Genomic DNA, 18,306 nt, shown 5'->3' with positions numbered 1-18,306 from the left:
AGACTGGAGAACGTCATGAGCAAAATCGCAATTATCGGTGCCACCGGTCGTGCCGGTAGCCAACTGCTGGAAGAGGCCCTGCGTCGTGGCCACAGCGTAACCGCCATTGCCCGCAACGCCTCAAAGCTGGGCGAGCGTGCAGGTGTGGTGACCAAAGATGTCGACGTCAACAATGCCCAGGCCTTGCAAGACGCCGTGGCGGGGCATGACGTAGTACTTAGCGCTGCGCATTTCTCGACACTGCCAGCCTCGGCCATTATCGAGCCGATGAAAAAGGCCGGGGTTAAACGCCTGCTGTTTGTCGGCGGTGCGGGTTCACTGCTGTTGCCGGGCGACACCAAGGTCATCGACAGCCCGGGCTTTCCTGACGAATACCGGCCAGAGGCCACGGCGGGCGGCGTCTACCTCGATACCTTGCGCGCCGAGAAAGAACTCGACTGGACCTTTCTGTCACCCTCTGCCGAGTTTGTCGAAGGAGAGCGCACGGGAAAATTCCGTTTGGGTAAAGACCACTTGCTGATCAATACCGAAGGCAAAAGCTGGATCAGCTTCGCCGACTTCGCCATTGCCATGCTCGATGAAGTCGAACAGCCCAAGCACTCCCGTCAGCGGTTTACTGTGGGGTATTGAGTGACGGTTGGGGGCAGTTGCGCCATTTCGCGCTTCGCCCCTTGCCTGTGGACTCAATCAAGCCTTCAGATTTCATTGTTCGTAACACCAAGCGTACCGTGTCACGGCTTGTGCCTGGGCATACCAGTTCAATTTAAACGGTTACAGCCGTTTTTGGGGTGCTCCCAACTCCCACAGTGGTAATGGCTCAGTTTGCTTCACCAACCAATCCAGCAATTCGCGCAGCGGTGCCGAGGGTTCGCTGCGCGGTGAGCACACCAGCATATAGGCAGCGCCGGTGCGTACTTTGAAATCAAAGGGCATGGCCAGCCGTCCCGCCTTCAGGTCATCGCCGATCAGTGACCAGTCGCCAATGGCCACGCCGTTGCCCTGGGCGGCTACAGTCATGGCCAGATCCAGGGTGTCGAAGTACTGGCTCTTGCGGATGGCCGACACCTCTCCTCCTGCCGCATTCAACCAATTGGTCCAGTCCTGCTGGTCGCGACTGGGGTGCAGCAGGGTGTGCTGCGCCAGGTCGCCCAAGGTGTTGATCGCCTCGCTGCCCTCTAGCAAGTGCGGGGCGCAGACCGGGGTCAGTTGCTCGTCAAACAGGTGCCAGCCCTGGCGTTTTGGCCCCGGTTGCGGGCTGTAGACCACCGCCGCATCGAACGCTTCCCGGCGAAAATCCACCCCGTGCTGGATGCTGCTGGTCAGCTCTACCGGCACATCCGGGCGCAGTGTTTGCCAGTGCAGCAGCTTGGGCAACAGCCAGCGCAACATGCAGGTAGGTGCTTTGATCTGCAGTGGAGTGCGGCGAATGCTGGCGTACTCCACAGCCTCGCCGATCAGGTCGAACACCTGCTCGATGCGCGGGTACAGCGCCTGGCCTTGTTCGGTCAGGCTCAGGCCGCGGGCCTGACGATGGAACAGCGCATAACCCAGATGCTCCTCCAGCCCGGCAATTTGTCGGCTTACCGCGCCCTGGGTGATATGCAATTGCTCACCGGCACGGGTGAAGTTGCAGCATTGGGCCGTGATCAAGAAAGTATGCAGCGCAGGAAGGGGCGGTAGGCGTTTCATCAGTGGTCAGCCATGAGTCCAGGACATGGCTAGTATGAGCATGTTTGCGTTGTGCGCACCACAGCCGACCGCTTCAATGGTTCATTCCAGAACAAAAAGAGGAGCAGGGCATATGGCGACGTGCGGCGAAGTATTAGTCAAGCTGCTTGAGGCGTACGGTGTCGAGCAGGTGTTTGGCATCCCGGGCGTGCACACCGTTGAGCTGTATCGTGGGCTGGCAGGTTCGACGATCAACCACATCACCCCGCGTCATGAGCAGGGCGCAGGCTTTATGGCCGATGGTTATGCGCGTACCAGTGGCAAACCGGGTGTGTGCTTTATCATTACCGGGCCGGGCATGACCAATATCACCACGGCGATGGGCCAGGCTTATGGGGACTCGATCCCGATGCTGGTGATCTCCAGCGTGCAGTCGCGCAGCCAGCTGGGCGGCGGGCGCGGCAAGTTACACGAGTTGCCGAATCAGGCCGCGCTGGTGTCTGGCGTAGCGGCTTTCTCTCACACATTAATGTCGGCTGCAGAGCTGCCGGGTGTGCTGGCGCGGGCATTTGCCCTGTTCCAGGCCGGGCGGCCACGCCCGGTACATATCGAAATCCCGCTGGACGTGCTGGTGGAAAACGCCGACGCGCTGCTCGCCAGTCAACCCGTGAGCATTGCTCGCCCTGGTGCTGCGCCTGTTGCCATTGAACAGATGAGCCAGCGTCTGGCCCAGGCCAAACGCCCGCTGATTCTGGCCGGTGGCGGCGCGATCGATGCCGCACCTGCGCTGCTGCAACTGGCTGAGCGACTGGGCGCGCCAGTGGCCCTGACCATCAACGCCAAGGGCATGCTGCCTTCGAGTCACCCGTTGTTGATCGGTTCGACCCAGACCCTGGTCGCGACCCGGGCGCTGGTGGCCGAAGCAGACGTGGTGCTGGCTATTGGCACCGAACTGGCGGAGACCGATTACGACGCCACCTTTGCCGGCGGCTTCGAGATTCCCGGCGCCTTGCTGCGCATCGATATCGACCCCGACCAGACCGTGCGCAACTACGCGCCGACCCTGGCTTTGGTGGCCGATGCAGATCTGGCGACCCAGGCCTTGCTGGCGAACCTCGGGCAATTGCCATCACGGGATGCACAGTGGGGCGCAGCACGGGTCAGTCGTCTGCTGGCGCTGGTGGAAAGCGAGTGGGATGCCCCGACCCGGGCGCAAACCCGCTTCTTGCAGATTGTGTTCGATGTGCTGCCGGATGCCGTGTGCGTGGGCGATTCGACTCAACCGGTGTACACCGGCAACTTCACCTTTAACCCCGAGCAACCGCGGCGCTGGTTCAACTCATCAACCGGCTACGGCACCCTGGGCTACGCCTTGCCAGCGGCTGTCGGCGCCTGGCTGGGGCGTCGTGCCGAGGGCAAACCGGGTGGCCCGGTGCTGTGCTTGATCGGCGATGGCGGCCTGCAATTTACCCTCGCCGAACTGGCCAGCGCGGTGGAAGCTAAAACGCCGATCATCGTGCTGCTGTGGAACAACCAGGGCTACGGCGAGATCAAGAAATACATGCTTAATCGCGCCATCGAGCCGGTGGGTGTCGATATCTATACCCCGGACTTTATTGGCGTGGCCAGGGCGCTGGGCTGCACTGCACAGACGGTCGAGGGCGAGTCGCAATTGCGTGCTGCCCTGGCCAGCGCTGCCGATCGTCAGGGGCCAACAGTGATCGAAATCGACGAGTTGCACTGGCAGCAATCTCTCGGGCTATAGGCTTATGCGCAGGCGCGCCAGGTCCCGCAACGGTGGCGCGCCAAACTGACGGCTGTACTCGCGGCTGAATTGCGACGGGCTTTCATAGCCCACACGATAACCCGCGGCCGAAGCATCCAGCCCCTCGCTAAGCATCAGCCGCCGGGCCTCGTTAAGGCGCAGCTGCTTTTGGTACTGCAAGGGGCTCATGGCAGTCATGGCCTTGAATCGATGGTGCAAGGTCGACACGCTGAGATTGGCCTCCCGCGCCAGGCTGTCGATACGCAGCGGCTGCTCAAAATTGCCATTGAGCCAGGAAATCGCCCGGCTGACGCGATGGTTCTGACTGTTCTCGCTGGCGATTTCATACAAGCGGTAGCCCTGGGGGCTGCGCAACAGCCGGTACAGGATTTCGCGGCGAATCAGCGGCGCCAGCATGGCGATATCTTTGGGCGTGTCGAGCAGGCGCGTCAGGCGTAGCAATGCGTCGAGCATCGGTTGGTCGATGGGCTCAACGTACAACCCGCGCCCGGTGGGTCGCGACGGTACACCCATGGGGCCTGCATCGCTGATCATGGTGGTGATCTCAGCCGGGTCGATATCCAGGCGCAAGGCCAGTACCGGCCGCTCGGGAGAGATTTCAAGCACCCTGCCGCTGATCGGCATTGATACGGACACCACCAGATAATTGAGCGGGTCGTAGGCGAAGTATTCGTCGGCCAGGCGTACCTCTTTGCGTCCCTGGGCCATGATGCACAGCGCCGGTTTGGGCAGGCTGGGGGCGAAATCGCTGGGCAGGCTGTAGCGCGACACAAACAACGCCTGGACACCTGTGTCGAAGGTGCCGTCTGCAGGGGCGTGGCGGTAAATCAGGTCGGCCAGTTCCACACGCTGTGTTTCAAGCGCGGGGTCGAACGCGGGCCGCGGCGGTTCCAGCGGGGACATAGGGAGCTTCCTCATTAAAGCAACAGGGCAGGCACAGCTTAAGTTTGTGCAAGGCCAAGGGGTAGCTGATTTCTGTCGTTGTCTTGCCTGATCCTGTCATTGCCAGCGCTTGAGTCTCTGGCGAACCCGTGGCAGGCGTACAGCCTTGCTCGAAATCTTGCTGTGCAGCGGGGTTGCCTATTGGTGCAATGAGCGCACTGGAAGCTGAGGTTTTGCAGAATCGTGCAAGCCTGGGGCAGGAATCGACTAACGGCAATCGAGGCCGGGCCTTAAGCTTTGAACCTCTCCCCCCAACACCACTTTCCTTTGTGGAGGCCTGCATGCCCCAGTCCAATGCCGTCAGTCATATGACTCTGGTTCGCGCCCGTGCCGGGTGTTCGGCCCGGGTCGAGGCGTGCCTGAGCCAATTGATCGAACCGACCCTGCAGACCCCCGGTTGCCTGCACTTTGCCTTGCAGCATTGCCATAGTGACCCGTCGCTGTGGAAAGTGGCGGGCTATTGGCAGGATGAGCCCTCGATGCAGGCCTATTTCAACTCGGCACTGATGGATATCTACGGCGCGCTGGTCCAGCAGCAGGTAGTGGATAGCCTCGATTTTCAGACCTTCAGCAATGCGGGCGGGCTGAACAGGTAGAATGCCGGCTTTTCCATTGGCCGGGAGTTGCAACATGGCACGTAAAGAATTTGCACAGTTTGAAGCGGTATCAGCTGTGGTTCCGGTTGAACCCGGGGTTTATCACGCAGCAATTGCGGTCAAGGCCCTGTACGAAGGTGGAGCCCCACGCTTTCACAAAATACTCACAGAGCAGACTTTCAAGACCGCAACCGCCGCCGATGCTGCTGCAGCCGAGCAATTGCAAGCCCTGCAAGGCGTCACCGAAGACGCCGAGCTGGTTTGGTAATTAGCGCGGGCGATGCATTTTGAACAAGGCCTCGGGGCCTAACTGGAAGTAATCCGCCGGGCCGCCGCCGCGCAAGATCGGTTCGGCGGCCGCGGTATCGTAAATCCCGTCCTTAAGCAGATGTTTGGCGATATGCACCGCCACCACTTCCCCCAGAATCAGCCAACTGGGCACCAGTTCCTTATCGGCTCGCTGCAGCTGAATGATCTGCGTGACCTTGCACTCGAACGACACCGGCGTCTCGGCCACTCGCGGCACACTGATCACCCGTGAAGGTACGGTTGTCAGCCCTGCCAGCTCGAACTCGTCCACCTCCGGCCCGACCATGGCGCAGCTCTGGTTCATTGCTTCAGCCAGGGGGCGGGTGGCCAGGTTCCAGACGAACTCGCCGGTCTGTTCGATGTTATTGAGGCTGTCTTTGCGACCGACACTGCAAAAGCCGATGATCGGCGGGATGTAGTTGAACGCGTTGAAAAAGCTGTAGGGCGCAAGGTTCAGCCGGCCTTGGGAATCCTGCGACGAAATCCAGCCGATCGGGCGCGGACCAACGATGGCGTTGAACGGATCATGGGGCAGGCCGTGGCCCTGGGAAGGTTCATAGAAATGAATATCGTCATGCATGGGAAATGTCCGCAAACCGCTGAGATAGAGGGCCCATATAGTGCAAGGCATTTGGGCTGATTACAAAGAGTCTTAGGCTTTTCGACACCTTCGTCCCTCGGCAGCTGTTACAGAATTGTGCCGTTTGCTTTCCCCCAAAAACAACTAAGCCCGGCCGAGGCCGGGCTGGATGCCTGCTTCAGCGGTTAGCTGAAGAGGGCGCCGTTGGTGCGATCGTAGCCATCAGCAGCGAAGGTGTCCGATTTGGTGCGGCTGAAACCGTCTTCTGCAAAGGTGGCGGAACCGGTTTTGTCATAGCCGTCTTCTGCAAAGGTGGCCGAACCGGTGCGGTCATAACCGTCAGCGGCAACTGCGGCAGAACCTGTGCGGCTGTAGCCATCTTCAGCAAAGCTCGACGAGTGGGTGTTATCAAAACCATCGGCGGCAAAAGCGTTGAAGGCCAGGGCGGAAAAGGCAGCAGCGATAATAAGTTTGGTTTTCATGATGAAGCTCCTTGTTTCGTGTTTGGGATGTGCAGTGGGTATGGGTTTAAGACTACGCCGATTAATTTGATTAAAAAGCGCAAAAAATAGCGATAAATAATCGATTTATTCGATGTGTCTGCCCGCAAAAAATCAGGCGTCACAGGCTCTTCGATTTCCCGTTTGGGAACTGATCGAATCAACCGCCCATAGAGGTCTTGCTGAGATTGATAGTGGGCTAACAGAATTAACTGACTATTAATTCAGAAAAATCTATCGTGCTGGAGCAGGAGGGGGCTTTCGAGGGGGCAGGGCAGGAAGGTGTTGCTGGTTTAACCAGCTCCCTTTACGAGAGCTGGTTGTTGTGCAGAGGGTTAGTCTGTTTCGATCCGCGAATGCTTGCGGGTGTCTTTCATGGTGGCGTACACCGCCAGCGAGCAGGCGATACAGGCGGTGACGTACCAGTAGTAACCGGTTTCCATGCCTGCACTCTTGAACCACAGTGCAATGTATTCAGCGGTTCCGCCGAAGATCGACACGGTCAGCGCGTAAGGCAAGCCTACGCCCAGTGCGCGAATTTCTGTCGGGAACAGTTCGGCTTTCACCACGGCGTTGATCGAGGTGTAGCCGCTGACAATGATCAGTGCGGCCATGATCAGGAAGAACGCGCCCCACCAGGTGGTGATGGTGTGCAAGGTGGTGAGGATCGGCACGGTGAACAGGGTGCCCAGCACGCCGAAGGCGATCAGGATCGGACGACGGCCGATCTTGTCCGACAGCCCGCCTACCAGTGGTTGAATGCACATAAACAGAAACAGCGTGGCGGCCGAGATGGTGGTGGAGTCCGAGATGCTCATGCCCACCGTGTTCACCAGGTATTTCTGCATATACGTGGTGTAGGTGTAGAACGCCAGGGTGCCGCCCATAGTCAGGCCGACGACGGTCATCAGTTCTTTGGGGTGGCGCATCAAGGTGCGCATGGCACTTTCTTTAGGCTTGACCTTGACCTTTTTGAACGACTCGGTTTCTTCCATGCCACGACGCAGATACAGCGCGACCACCGCGCACAGCGCGCCGATCACGAACGGAACGCGCCAGCCCCAGCTGTACAGCTGTTCTTCGGTCAGGGTCTGTTGCAGCACGATCAGTACGCCCAGGGCGATGAGTTGGCCGGAGATCAGGGTCACGTACTGGAAGCTGGAGAAAAAGCCGCGACGTTCCTTGGTCGCCATCTCGCTCAGGTAAGTGGCCGAGGTGCCGTATTCGCCACCCACCGACAAACCTTGCAGCAAGCGGGCGAAGACCAGCAGGACCGGGGCCCAGACACCAATGGTTTCGTAACCTGGCGACAGGGCGATCACCAGCGAGCCGAAGCACATCAGCAATACCGAGGCCATCAGCGCAGCTTTACGGCCTTTGCGGTCAGCGTACAGGCCCATCAGCCAGCCGCCGATCGGGCGCATCAAAAAGCCCACGGCAAAGATCGCAGCGGTATTGAGCAGTTGTGCGGTGGTGTCGCCCTTGGGGAAAAAGGCCTTGGCGAAGTACAGCGAGAAAGCGGCGTAGACGTACCAGTCGTACCACTCGACCATATTGCCGACGGAACCACTGAAAATCGATTTGATACGGCTGGAGGTGGTCTTTTCTTTGGGGGCCGCAGACACGGACCCGGCAGGCAGGGTGCTGGAGTTATCCATTAAATGGATCCTTCTTTTCATTGTTTTTTTATAGCGCGTCGAAACGCGTGCTTGCTGAGCTATAGCAGGAGTTGTGCCAAGGCTGGAGGGCACGGTTTGTAAGGGGGGGAGCGGAGGAGTGAGCGGAAACTCGCTGATTGTCGGAATTGGCGTAGGCAAAAATCCGCTGATAGATGTCGAAATTGTTGGTTCGGCAGTACCTGTGGGGCTTGCCTGCGATGCAGGCGCTGCGGTCTGTCAGGCGAGCCGCAGTGATGCCTTCGCGAGCAGGCTCGCTCCCACATAATGATCCCCGCAAGGTCCGAATTTTGTGAGCAGTACAAAACTTGTGGGAGCAGGCTTGCCTGCGATGCTGGCGACGCGGTGTGACAGGTAAATCACGGTGATGCCTTCGCGAGCAAGCCCGCTCCCACAGGAATAAGCGAGTCAACTGGTACTCAAAAACGCCTCGCGCACCAACCCATGGCGCTGCATTTTCTCATTCAGGGTTCGCCGGGGCAGTTGCAGCTCATTAAGCACGGCCTTGATATCGCCTTTATGCCGGCTCAGCGCCGCGCGCAGGCACTGCGCCTCAAAGGCTTCCTGTTGTGCCACCAGCGATTGCCCCACATCGGCGTCGGGCAGTTGCGGCTCGCCCAAACCCAGCACATCGCGCTCGGCAACGTTGGCCAGTTCACGCACGTTGCCCGGCCAGTCGTGGCTCAGCAAACGCGACAACTGCGCCCCGCTCAGCACTTGTGCGCTGCGCCCCAGGCGTTCAGCGGCATTGCGCGAAAAGGCGTCGTACAGCAGGGCAATATCCTCGCGACGCTCACGCAGCGGCGCCAGACGCAGCTCGGCCACGGTCAGGCGATAGGCCAGGTCTTCGCGAAAGCGCCCGGCGCGGGCCTCTTCCAGCAAGTCCGGCTTGGTGGCAGCAACCACCCGCAAGTTCACGCTGATGCTCTGGTTGGAGCCCAGCCGCTCGAGTTTTTGCTCCTGCAATACCCGCAACAGCTTGGCTTGCTGGGCCAGCGGCATGCTCTCTATTTCATCCAGAAACAAGGTGCCGCCATCGGCGTATTCCAGCTTGCCGATGCGTTTGCCCTGGGCACCGGTAAAGGCGCCGCTTTCGTGGCCGAACAATTCTGCTTCAAACAACTGCTCGGGGATCGCCGAGCAGTTGAGGGCCACAAAGGGTTTGTCGGCACGCGGGCCGAAATCATGCAGGCAACGGGCGACCAGCTCTTTACCACTGCCGGTTTCGCCACGGATCAGTACATTGACCGGCAGCGGCGCCAGCTCCAGCACCTGGCGGCGCAGGGTCTGCAAGCTGCGCGAAACCCCCAGCAGGCGCCCGTCGATCTGCTCGCGCAGGTCGGCCTGTTCGTGCAAACGGCGGTTCTCCAGCACCAGTTGGCGTTTTTCCAGGGCGCGGCGCAGGCTGCTGAGCAGCGCTTCGGGGCTGAAAGGCTTTTCCAGAAAGTCGTAGGCGCCATCGCGCATGGCTTCGACGGCCATCGGCACATCACCGTGGCCGGTCAGCAGAATCACCGGCAAATCAGCGTCCAGTTGCTGCAAGCGGTTCAGCAAAGCCAGGCCGCCGATGCCAGGCATGCGCACATCACTGACGATCACCCCGGCAAAATGAGCGGGCAACTGGCTCAGGCAGTCCTCGGCGCAGCTGAACAACTGCACATCGAAGCCGCTCAGGCTCAGCCACTGCTCCACGGCATTACGAATACTGGCCTCATCATCGACCACGATCACCGAATTGAGCATGTTTCAAAATTCCTGTGCGATGGGCAGCGTCAGGGTGAATTGCGCGCCATCAGCGTGGTTACTGGCGGTCAGGCGACCGCCGATTTCGTGAACAATGGCGTAAGACACCGCCAGGCCCAAGCCTAATCCATCGCCTACAGGTTTGGTGGTAAAGAACGGGTCGAAGATTTTCCCCAAATGTTCTTCACTGATGCCGCCGCCACTGTCGCTGACGGTCAAGTGCCACAGCTGTTGATTGGCCTTGATGCTGATCTCCAGATGCTTGCGTGGCTTGTCGAGCATGGCATCCAGGGCATTGCGCAGCAGGTTGATCAGCACCTGCTCCAGGCGGATCGCATCGCCGCGTACCCAGGCCGGGCGAGTCAGCTCGATGCTCAGCTCGATGCCTTCGTCTTTCAGACGCGGCTCCAGCAGTTGCAGGGCCTGATCGACCACGCCCGCCAGATCAAGACGCTCGCGCAAGCCGCCGGGGCTTTGTCGGGCGTAGGTCTTCAGATGGCCGGTGAGTGCAGCCATGCGTGTCAGCATCTGTTCCAGCGGAGCTAGGGCCTTATAAGCATCGTCTATGCGACCGTGATCCAGCAACAGGCGCAAGGTTGCCAGCTGCATGCGCTGGGCGGTAAGTGGCTGGTTGATCTCATGGGCCAGCGCCGCCGACATTTGCCCCAGCGCTGCCAACTTGGCTGATTGCACCAGCCCATCTTGCGCGGTACGCAAATCCCGGGTGCGGGCTTCGACCAGTTGCTCAAGCTCCTCGCGATTGCGCTGTCGCAAGCGCGCCAGTCGCCAACGCTGAAGCAAGAACAATCCCAGAAACACCAGGGTCAGCCACAGGCCGATTGCCGCCAATGCGGCATTACGGCTGTCTTCTGCGGCGGCCATGGGGCGGCGCAACAAGTGCAGCGTCCAGCCTTCAACGCTGAGCGGTAACGACCCCCATAAATACTCTGCAGGGCCGTCGGGGCCGTCAACCCGGGACAGGTTGCTGGCTTTATCAAAGCTGCGCAGAGTGTGGGTGTTCAATAACGTCAGCGGTTGATTGTGATACTGGCGGGTGATGGAAATTTCGTTGCGATCGCTGTCACTCAAAGGTCGCAACAGGCGATAGCGCCAGCCGGGCTGGTTGGCGATAAATACAATGCCCCGGGCATCGCTGACCAGCAGGGTGTCGTTACCGTGGCTCCATTCGCGTTCAAGCTGCGGGAACTCCAGCTTGACCACCATGGCTCCCAAAAACTTGCCGTCGGCATCGAGCACTGCACTGGAAAGGAAGTAACCCGGTATCCCGCTGGTCACACCCACGGCATAAAAGCTGCCGCTGCCCTGGCTGCGGGTCTGCTTGAAGTAGGGCCTGAAGGCATAGTTATGGCCCACATAGCTGTTGGAGGTGTTCCAGTTGCTGGCCGCCACCGCCAGGCCAGTACTGTCGAGCAACTCCAGCGTGGAGGACTGCGCCGCGCCATTGATGCGTTCGAGCTTTTGATTGAGTGCGGCTTGCACGGGTGCGGTCATGGGGTTGCTCAAGGCCGTGACCAGCTCCGGGTCCAGACCCAGCACGGCGGGCAGGGCGCGATAGCGTTCAATCAGTGTGTGCAGCGAGTTGGCATACAGGTTCAATTGCTCGGGCCCGCGCCGGGCGCTTTCTTCCAGTGCATGGCGTTCGGCCTGGTGCATCGCCCAGCCGCCAGCCAGAGCCGCTCCGGCCAGAATCAACAGGCAATACAGGGCCAGACGCAGGGCGCGAGACGTCACAGGCATAGTTGCAAACCGCTCGAATGGGAGGGCGCGAACCATAACATGAGCTCAGTACCTTGCAGCAGACCAGATAACTATCTACCGCAGTGCGGGTTTTTCTCGGGGTTATGTTGGTTTTCAACCCAACGGAATCATAACCATGACGACGAGTTTACCCCCTGTGCGCGGTCGAGCACCGTTGCTGTTGTCCAGTACGCAATGGGCGCAGAAAGAAGCGCTGTCTTATTTGTCTTCAATTGTGCAGGCCAATTTCAATAGCCTGAGTGAGACGCACAAACTCAGTTATCCAGTGCTTTATCGTAGAGCACAGGCCACTTTCAAGGCGGTCGATGACAAAATCACGCAGATCAAGGCCGAGTTCAAGGCCACTTACCTTGCGATCCTCAAACGCGAGTTGAAAACCTTGCTGGGTGTAGATGTCGACCCCGAGCAAGCGCGGATCTATACCCGTTATCGGGAAAATATCGAAGAGGATCTGTTTGAGTACATGACCCGCATCAGCGGTGCACAATCGGTGAACCGTGATCCCAAGTTCACTTTTAGTCCTGCGCGTACCCATCGTGCCCTGGACGAGTCCAGATTTGTCGAGCACCTGCGCTCTGCCTCGCTATGGGAGGCTGCTTGCGAGAACTTCAGTTATCGGACCGGTTCGGTGTTGCTCAAGCCATACAGTTTTGAACAGGCCAGTTACATTGACTATGCCGCAGGATTGAGAGGCCAGCCAGCGGGGCCGTTTATCGAGATCGCGCGCAGACTGGATTTAGGCACGCAGCTCAAACAGTTACTTGAAGGAGCAACGGCGCATGATGGCGCCTTGACGCAGTTGGTAGTGGCTGCTGCCAAAGCCGGTTTTGAGTTCGACCTGTTGGAGGCTTATCGCAACAGCGCTGTGTCGAAGGTCAATCGCTCGGACCATGAACACCTGCTCAGTATGTTGAAGGGCCATTCCCCACCCCATGTATGGCCGGTTTCAATCGGGCTAAAACCCCTTGTGCCGAGGAAGTTCACCTACCCCCCGATGGCCCTGGAAGAAGACGCCAACTTGCTTTTTGACAGGGCAAGTTTCCTGGACTTTGTAGGGGCTGGTGATATTTCTCTGCCTTTTTTCATGATCAAAGTTCCTGAGATCTCAGGGGTTTTCAGCTATTTCCCGCAACGCCTGGGCGGCGCATTGTTATGGCACAGGGATGTTGATCACGGTTTCAAGCAGTTTTTGCAGCAACTCAGGCAAGACCATAGCAAGGGCCAGCTCGGCTGGTTTGTCAGGCACCTGGCCCTGAAAGACCTGGGCTTGTTCAACAAGCTGCTGAGTGACGAGCCAAGGCCTCAGGGCATGACATGGCTTGCAGGTGTTCTGCATGACACTTTTCGGCGTACTTTTCCCGAGCCCGACCTGAACAGTTTGCAGTTGTATGTCGAAATGCATTCAAGCGGTTCGCAGCCATTGGCCATAAAGGTCGCAGAGCGCCAGATGCAACGGTACCGCTCCAACTTGAGCCTGTTGGCCACCAGCAAGTCAGCCCTCGATTGGCAGGCGTTCAAGGAGGCACTCTCGGATATAGGCAGTGAGGTGCTGACGATGCTCACCACTCCCATGCCGGGCGGGGTGCTGGGTCTTAATAGAGTCATGCAGGCGGCCATATTCGGCTCCCTGACCTATAGCCTCGCGCAAGGCGTGAAGGAGGCCAGCAAAGGGCAGGCCAATACCTTTGCCAGTGCGTTGGCCGACAGTGCAGACATGTTGATCAGCGCCCGTTTGATGGGGGTTGCCGCCAGGGCTCAACGCCTGCGCCTGCAAAGCCTGTGGACCACCCTTGGTCAGCCGCGCAAGGTGACAAATCAGGCTGGCAACATTGAATTGTGGCGGCCGGACTTGAGTGCTTATCCGCATCTTTTGGCAGACTCCCTTGAGAGTCGGATGCCCAATGCTCAGGGTTTGCAGGAGCTCAACGGAAAGCTGTATGCCAAGGTTCAGGATGGCGACAAGATCCACACGGTTGAGGTTATCCATGATGCGCAGCGTCAGGGTTACGTTCTAAAAACGGGCAACTCCTGGTCTTTCAGACCACAGGTGGCGTTTGACCCCGGCCGCAAGGTCTGGCGACTGGCGCTGGATGATGTGCAGGGCCTGGACGACAAACATCTGCTGCAGCGAATGTTGCCAATGGACACGCCTGATTCGGCACTCGCCGACATACAACGCATGCTGAGAATTACCGGCACCACCCGTGAACAGCTGGAAAAAACATGGGCTGGCCAGCTCATGCCAGGCCCGCTGGCCGATGGCGTGCGTCGGTTACAGGCTGACCTGCTGATCGAGCAAATCGTCAACGACTTTCCCTCCCGTGGCGAGATGCCTGCCAACGCTGATAGCGCAGTTCTGTGCATGCTGACACAACTGGAGCATTGGCCCGCAGATACGGTGCTGGATGTTTTCAATCAGCATGGGCAATTGGTCGAGTCTTATGGCAAGGATCACCGGCCGGGTACATCTGTGCGCCATATTGAGATCAAGCGTCTGGACCACGGCAGCTATGTGGCCAGGAACGATGTCACTCAGGGAAGTGCCCAGGTGGAGCAATTGTTCACGTTGATTCTCGACCAGTTGCCCGAGGCTTCACGACTGGGTCGCGAAAACAATCCGGGTTTGAGTAAAACGGGGCGTATTGCTTCTGTACGCGGGCAAATTGCTAACCTGGCCCGAGAAGACAAGACCCTGTTGTTCAAGGCGCTTACTGAGCTTTATGGGCACAAGCGCAACGACCCGATAGCCAGTACCGACTTGGCCAGAAAGTATCTGCCGTTGATCTGCCCGCCCATCCCGGACACCACGAGCCCGTTGCTGGCAAAGCTTCATCAGCTTAATGACTGGATGTCTACCGAGAGTCTTGAGCCTCTGCTGGCTGCACATCCATTCAATTCGGAGCAAGTTACACAGGCTCTGGAACACAATACCCAGCCCTTGGCGTTCGCCCGCATTGCTGGCGAATTGAAGACAAGGTTGCGGGTCGATGCGGTGGTAGACGGGCTTTTCCACAGAAGGGCATACAACTCCGACATGGATTTATGGGCCCGAGAGTTTGCTGCAGGGGTGTTGCGCGACAAGATCAATCGAAGGCTGGTGGTGATGGATGGCGCTGATCCGTCCTCCAGAGACTACATTTCTACCGGGCCAGACGACCCGACAATTGTGCTACGCCATAAGGGCAATGGCATTTATGAAGTCTCTGATTTTCGTCGTGGGGAAATGACCACATTCAGCTCAACCCCTGACAGCTTCTATCTGGCGATCAATCAGGTTCTGCGCCATCAAGAACGTGAGCAGTTGGGCATGGATGGTGGCCGAGTAGCGGGCCTGCGCCAGACCCTGGGCGAAGCCATGCTTGCCAGGCGCCAGCCCGATGGCAAGGTTGATCTGTGGGACGCCACCACGCTCCAGTACCAGCGTGGCGTAGTCGTGCCAAGAGATCAGCCCCCTGGCGAGCTGGGCCTTTACAGCATTGATGACAAATATCATGTGTCTTTGTATGGATCGGTCTATCAGGTTGAGTTCGATACCACGATCAATAAATGGCGAATGAAACACCCAAGTAAAGTGGGGGTTAATGAGCCAAGGCTGGAGCACAACTACGACGGGGCATGGCGCCAGACAAGCGAGAATCCGCTGCAGTGGGAAGGGCTTAAATTGCTGCGTCGGCTGCGCGCCCGGGCCGAATCCATCAGCGATGAGATGGGCCATAAAATCATGGCCGTCAGCAATACCAGCGAGGGTGTGTTGCGCCAGATCCATATGAACAACCTCAAACCGCCGCCCTTGTTGATCGATGCCTGGAAGCGCTTTGCGATCGAGGCCGATATTCAGCGCTTCGTAAAACAAATGCAGGCGCATCACTCCCTGTCTGAAGCTCGCAGCGATATTCAACTTTTACTTATTCAGAACCTGCCCGGCTGGCCTGCTGACAAGGTGCTGCAAATTGTCGACCTGCAAGGCAATACCCTGCAGGAATTCGGGGTTGATCTTGGCAGCAGCTCGCCCCGCATCAGGCTGATGATCAATGAAACCGACAATGCCAGCCTGCTGCTGCGCACGTTGCTTTCTCGTATGAGCCAGGCTGATACGTTGAGCCTGTTGGGCGAGTACAGTCCGGTTATCGAGGTACGCATGCTGGCGCTGGCCAGGAAAATTGCCGCCCATGCCCTCAAGCGTCAAGCCACGGTATTCAATTCGCTCTATGGTCGACAGGAGCGCAGCTCGAATCCGCACGTGACGCTGGTGCAAAAAAACTATCCTGAACTGCCCAAAAGCGTGATCGAGCACTTGCTCAACTACACCTCGGGGCCAGAGCGAACCCACTATTTCGATAAAGACATGATTGCTCCGCGTTTTTCCGAGCAGGTCGGCTGGACCGCCAGGGAGGTGCGTCTGGCCCGTGCTTATGAAGGTTTGTTTCTCGGGGCAACGGTCACTGCGGACAGTGAAATGCTCACCCTGCATATGCTGCAGTCACTGACCGGCTGGCCCGCAAACGTCAGGTTTGAGGTTCGCCGAGATGAGTTCGATGGTGAGTTGCTCGACAGTATCGGTGCCGCCGATGCAGCTAACCCACGGGTGCTGGTTAAGGCCAGGGGCCAGTATCAAGCGTGGTCGTCAGAAGGTCAGGCACTCAATGCACCGTCGGCGAACGACAACAATTTGCTGTCCTCCATCCTGCATGCGCTTACCCCATCGGAGCGTGCGGCCCTTGAAGTCCCGGAGGTGGGCGACACGGGCCTGCTGGCAAAAAAAATCAGCGATCAGGCTGTCAGGGACCGGGAAAATGTCCAGACCCTGTTGGGGCTGGAGCCGCCTGCGCCACCGCGTAAACCGCCGATGAACGTGGATATGTCGTTTATTGCTTACCCACTGACGATCAGCCTTGGCAGTTCTGAGCACCCTTTGGACTTGATACGTGATGTGCAAAAGCTGTATCCGACCTGGAACTACGAAAGGATTGTTGGCTATCTGGACGAACTGGGAGGCACAGAGGCTTCCAGGCGGGACCATGTTGCTGCGAGAGTCTTGCAGTTCAACACGATGGAGGCTCAGCTAAGTGCCTGGGAGCAAATTCAGCTTTATCCCACAGGTACGGCTCATGTGGGTATGGCGATGCCTGGTCACAGGCGTCAGGTCAGGGACCGGATCGTGCGCGCCTGGCGTGGAGAGTCGGAAGTTGCCCGTGCCAATGACGGTAGCCTCATCGGGCCCATACTCGACTTTTATGGCCTGGATGTTGGCGACTTGCCGGCACTGACGGGTGATTTGGCGCATGTCCGCGTATTGAGAATGGACAGCATGAGCTTGCGCAATGGCTCGAATGAATTCCTGGGCAGCTTCGGACAGTTGCATACCCTCAGCATGGCCGGTAATCGGCTCACCAGCATGCCCCCGGCTATCGGCAATATGACCCAACTGAGAAGGCTTGACCTCTCTGACAATCGCCTTGTGCTGACCCCCCATGCTGCCCGGCAGCTTGCGACGTGCTCAATGCTTGAAGTGCTGGACCTGAGTAATAACCCGTTGCGTGTAACGCCGGACGTGAGTCAGATGTGGGGTTTGCGTAACTTGAGGCTGCAAAGCACACGAATTTCACAGTGGCCCAATGGATTGTGGGCGCTGACTCAAGTGCAATGGGCAAACCTGCGCAACAATTTGATAACCACTATCCCCGAGGCCGTTTTTAATGCCCCCCAGGGTGCCACCGCCAATGGTGTTACCAGTATTTCGGGCAACCCGATTTCTGCGCAGAGCCGTGATCAGATAATCGCTTACTGGGTACGGGGTGGCAGCGACTTTGGCTATGGTCCGTCAATTGTCCATTCTATTGATCAAGCTCAGGCACCGGTTAACAGTGTTACGCCGTGGCTGAGCCAGGGGCTGACTGATGCACAACGCCAGGCCAGGACGCAGCAGTGGACATTGTTGCAAGGCGCTGGGGGCGCGACCAAGGACTTTTTTGAAACCCTTGCTCTGTTCGCCACCAGCCAGAACTTGATGAGCGCGCCCGTGTGGGAGCAACTGACAAGTCGCGTATGGGCACTTATCGATCAGATGCTGGCGAATACGCAACTGCGCGAATCGCTGCTGACCCGGGTCTTCCGTGAAGAGCGCAGCTGCGGTGACGGTGCCATGGTTTTGTTTGAGAACATGGAAGTCGAAGTGCTGATTCATGAAGCTCTGAATAATGTCGGGCAGGCGCAGCGTGAAGCAGAACTCTTCAACCTCGCCAAACGGCTGTTCCGTTTAAGGCAGGTCGATCAGGTTTCAGATACCGAAGTTCGCAGGCGCGTGGCGGCAGGCGGTAACCCTGATGCCGCTGAAGTTATCCTGTTTTATCGGGTGAAACTGGCGCAGGACCTTGATTTGCCGACTCGGGCCAGATCCATGTTGTACGAAGCCACGGCCGGGGTTTCTGATCAGCAAGTCACCGAGGCCAGAGACAGTATTTTGGCCCTGGATGGCAGTCCGGCGTTTATGCATTCGATCATGTACGAAAAGTTCTGGCGCAGCTTTCTGGAGAATACCTATGCAGACCGCTTTGCGGCCATCGAAGCTGAATACCTGCAGGGCTATAAGCAACTCTCCGAAGAAACGGGGCTTGCGGATGAGGTTGAGCTGCAAAGAGGGGCAGAACTTACGGCTGCCCGGGATCAGAAAATCAATTTATTGATTGAGGAACTGACCCTCAAGGCATATCAGGCCAGTGAGTAATCA

General features: G+C 58.3%; 12 protein-coding genes. 5 read left to right on the top strand and 7 right to left on the bottom strand.

Annotation, left to right across the window (positions count from 1 at the left end; genetic code table 11):
- The first annotated feature begins 15 nt into the window (after positions 1–15).
- A complete protein-coding gene (locus tag ACZRMH_RS08405) occupies positions 16–630 on the top strand; it encodes an NAD(P)-dependent oxidoreductase (protein WP_464013022.1) in 615 nt (204 codons plus the stop codon).
- 141 nt (positions 631–771) lie between these two features.
- On the opposite strand, the gene ACZRMH_RS08400 is transcribed toward ACZRMH_RS08405, so the two are convergent.
- Positions 772–1,689, bottom strand: a complete 918-nt coding sequence (locus ACZRMH_RS08400; protein WP_464013021.1) for a LysR substrate-binding domain-containing protein — start codon at positions 1,687–1,689, stop codon at positions 772–774.
- 112 nt (positions 1,690–1,801) lie between these two features.
- Here ACZRMH_RS08400 and ACZRMH_RS08395 point away from each other — a divergent pair, with 112 nt between their 5' ends.
- On the top strand, positions 1,802–3,433 hold the full coding sequence (locus ACZRMH_RS08395; RefSeq protein WP_464013020.1) for a 5-guanidino-2-oxopentanoate decarboxylase: 1,632 nt from the start codon (positions 1,802–1,804) through the stop codon (positions 3,431–3,433).
- On the opposite strand, the gene ACZRMH_RS08390 is transcribed toward ACZRMH_RS08395, so the two are convergent.
- Entirely contained in the window at positions 3,428–4,357 is a 930-nt protein-coding gene (locus ACZRMH_RS08390) for an AraC family transcriptional regulator (RefSeq protein ID WP_464013019.1), read from the bottom strand. The genes ACZRMH_RS08395 and ACZRMH_RS08390 overlap by 6 nt on opposite strands.
- 320 nt (positions 4,358–4,677) lie before the next feature.
- Between ACZRMH_RS08390 and ACZRMH_RS08385 the strand changes: the two genes are divergently transcribed.
- Together ACZRMH_RS08385 and ACZRMH_RS08380 are read left to right on the top strand one after the other, a co-directional pair.
- The gene (locus ACZRMH_RS08385) at positions 4,678–4,992 is read left to right on the top strand and encodes a putative quinol monooxygenase (protein WP_464013018.1); all 315 of its coding nucleotides are present in this window, start codon (positions 4,678–4,680) and stop codon (positions 4,990–4,992) included.
- 34 nt (positions 4,993–5,026) lie between these two features.
- Complete coding sequence (locus ACZRMH_RS08380; RefSeq protein WP_464013017.1) at positions 5,027–5,260, top strand: hypothetical protein; 234 nt, start codon at positions 5,027–5,029, stop codon at positions 5,258–5,260.
- Here ACZRMH_RS08380 and ACZRMH_RS08375 read toward each other — a convergent pair whose 3' ends face one another.
- From ACZRMH_RS08375 to ACZRMH_RS08355, 5 genes are all read right to left on the bottom strand, one after another.
- Positions 5,261–5,881, bottom strand: coding sequence for a flavin reductase family protein (locus ACZRMH_RS08375; protein WP_464013016.1), 621 nt, complete (start codon positions 5,879–5,881; stop codon positions 5,261–5,263).
- A 185-nt stretch (positions 5,882–6,066) separates the two neighbouring features.
- Positions 6,067–6,363: a hypothetical protein gene (locus tag ACZRMH_RS08370; protein ID WP_464013015.1), complete on the bottom strand. Its 297-nt coding sequence runs from the start codon at positions 6,361–6,363 to the stop codon at positions 6,067–6,069.
- Positions 6,364–6,716: 353 nt separating this feature from the next.
- Complete coding sequence (locus ACZRMH_RS08365) at positions 6,717–8,039, bottom strand: MFS transporter (protein ID WP_464013014.1); 1,323 nt, start codon at positions 8,037–8,039, stop codon at positions 6,717–6,719.
- A gap of 426 nt (positions 8,040–8,465) precedes the next feature.
- Entirely contained in the window at positions 8,466–9,800 is a 1,335-nt protein-coding gene (locus ACZRMH_RS08360) for a sigma-54-dependent transcriptional regulator (protein ID WP_464013013.1), read from the bottom strand.
- A gap of 3 nt (positions 9,801–9,803) precedes the next feature.
- Positions 9,804–11,558, bottom strand: coding sequence for a sensor histidine kinase (locus ACZRMH_RS08355; RefSeq protein ID WP_464013012.1), 1,755 nt, complete (start codon positions 11,556–11,558; stop codon positions 9,804–9,806).
- 136 nt (positions 11,559–11,694) lie between these two features.
- Here ACZRMH_RS08355 and ACZRMH_RS08350 point away from each other — a divergent pair, with 136 nt between their 5' ends.
- Positions 11,695–18,303 (top strand): NEL-type E3 ubiquitin ligase domain-containing protein, encoded by a 6,609-nt coding sequence (locus ACZRMH_RS08350; protein WP_464013011.1) that lies wholly within the window; start codon positions 11,695–11,697, stop codon positions 18,301–18,303.
- The last annotated feature ends 3 nt before the right edge of the window (positions 18,304–18,306 follow it).

It is taken from the genome of Pseudomonas sp. B414 (assembly GCF_055408445.1).
The sequence above is the reverse complement of the archived record's forward strand: the minus strand, read 5'-3'. Positions and strand labels throughout refer to the sequence as shown.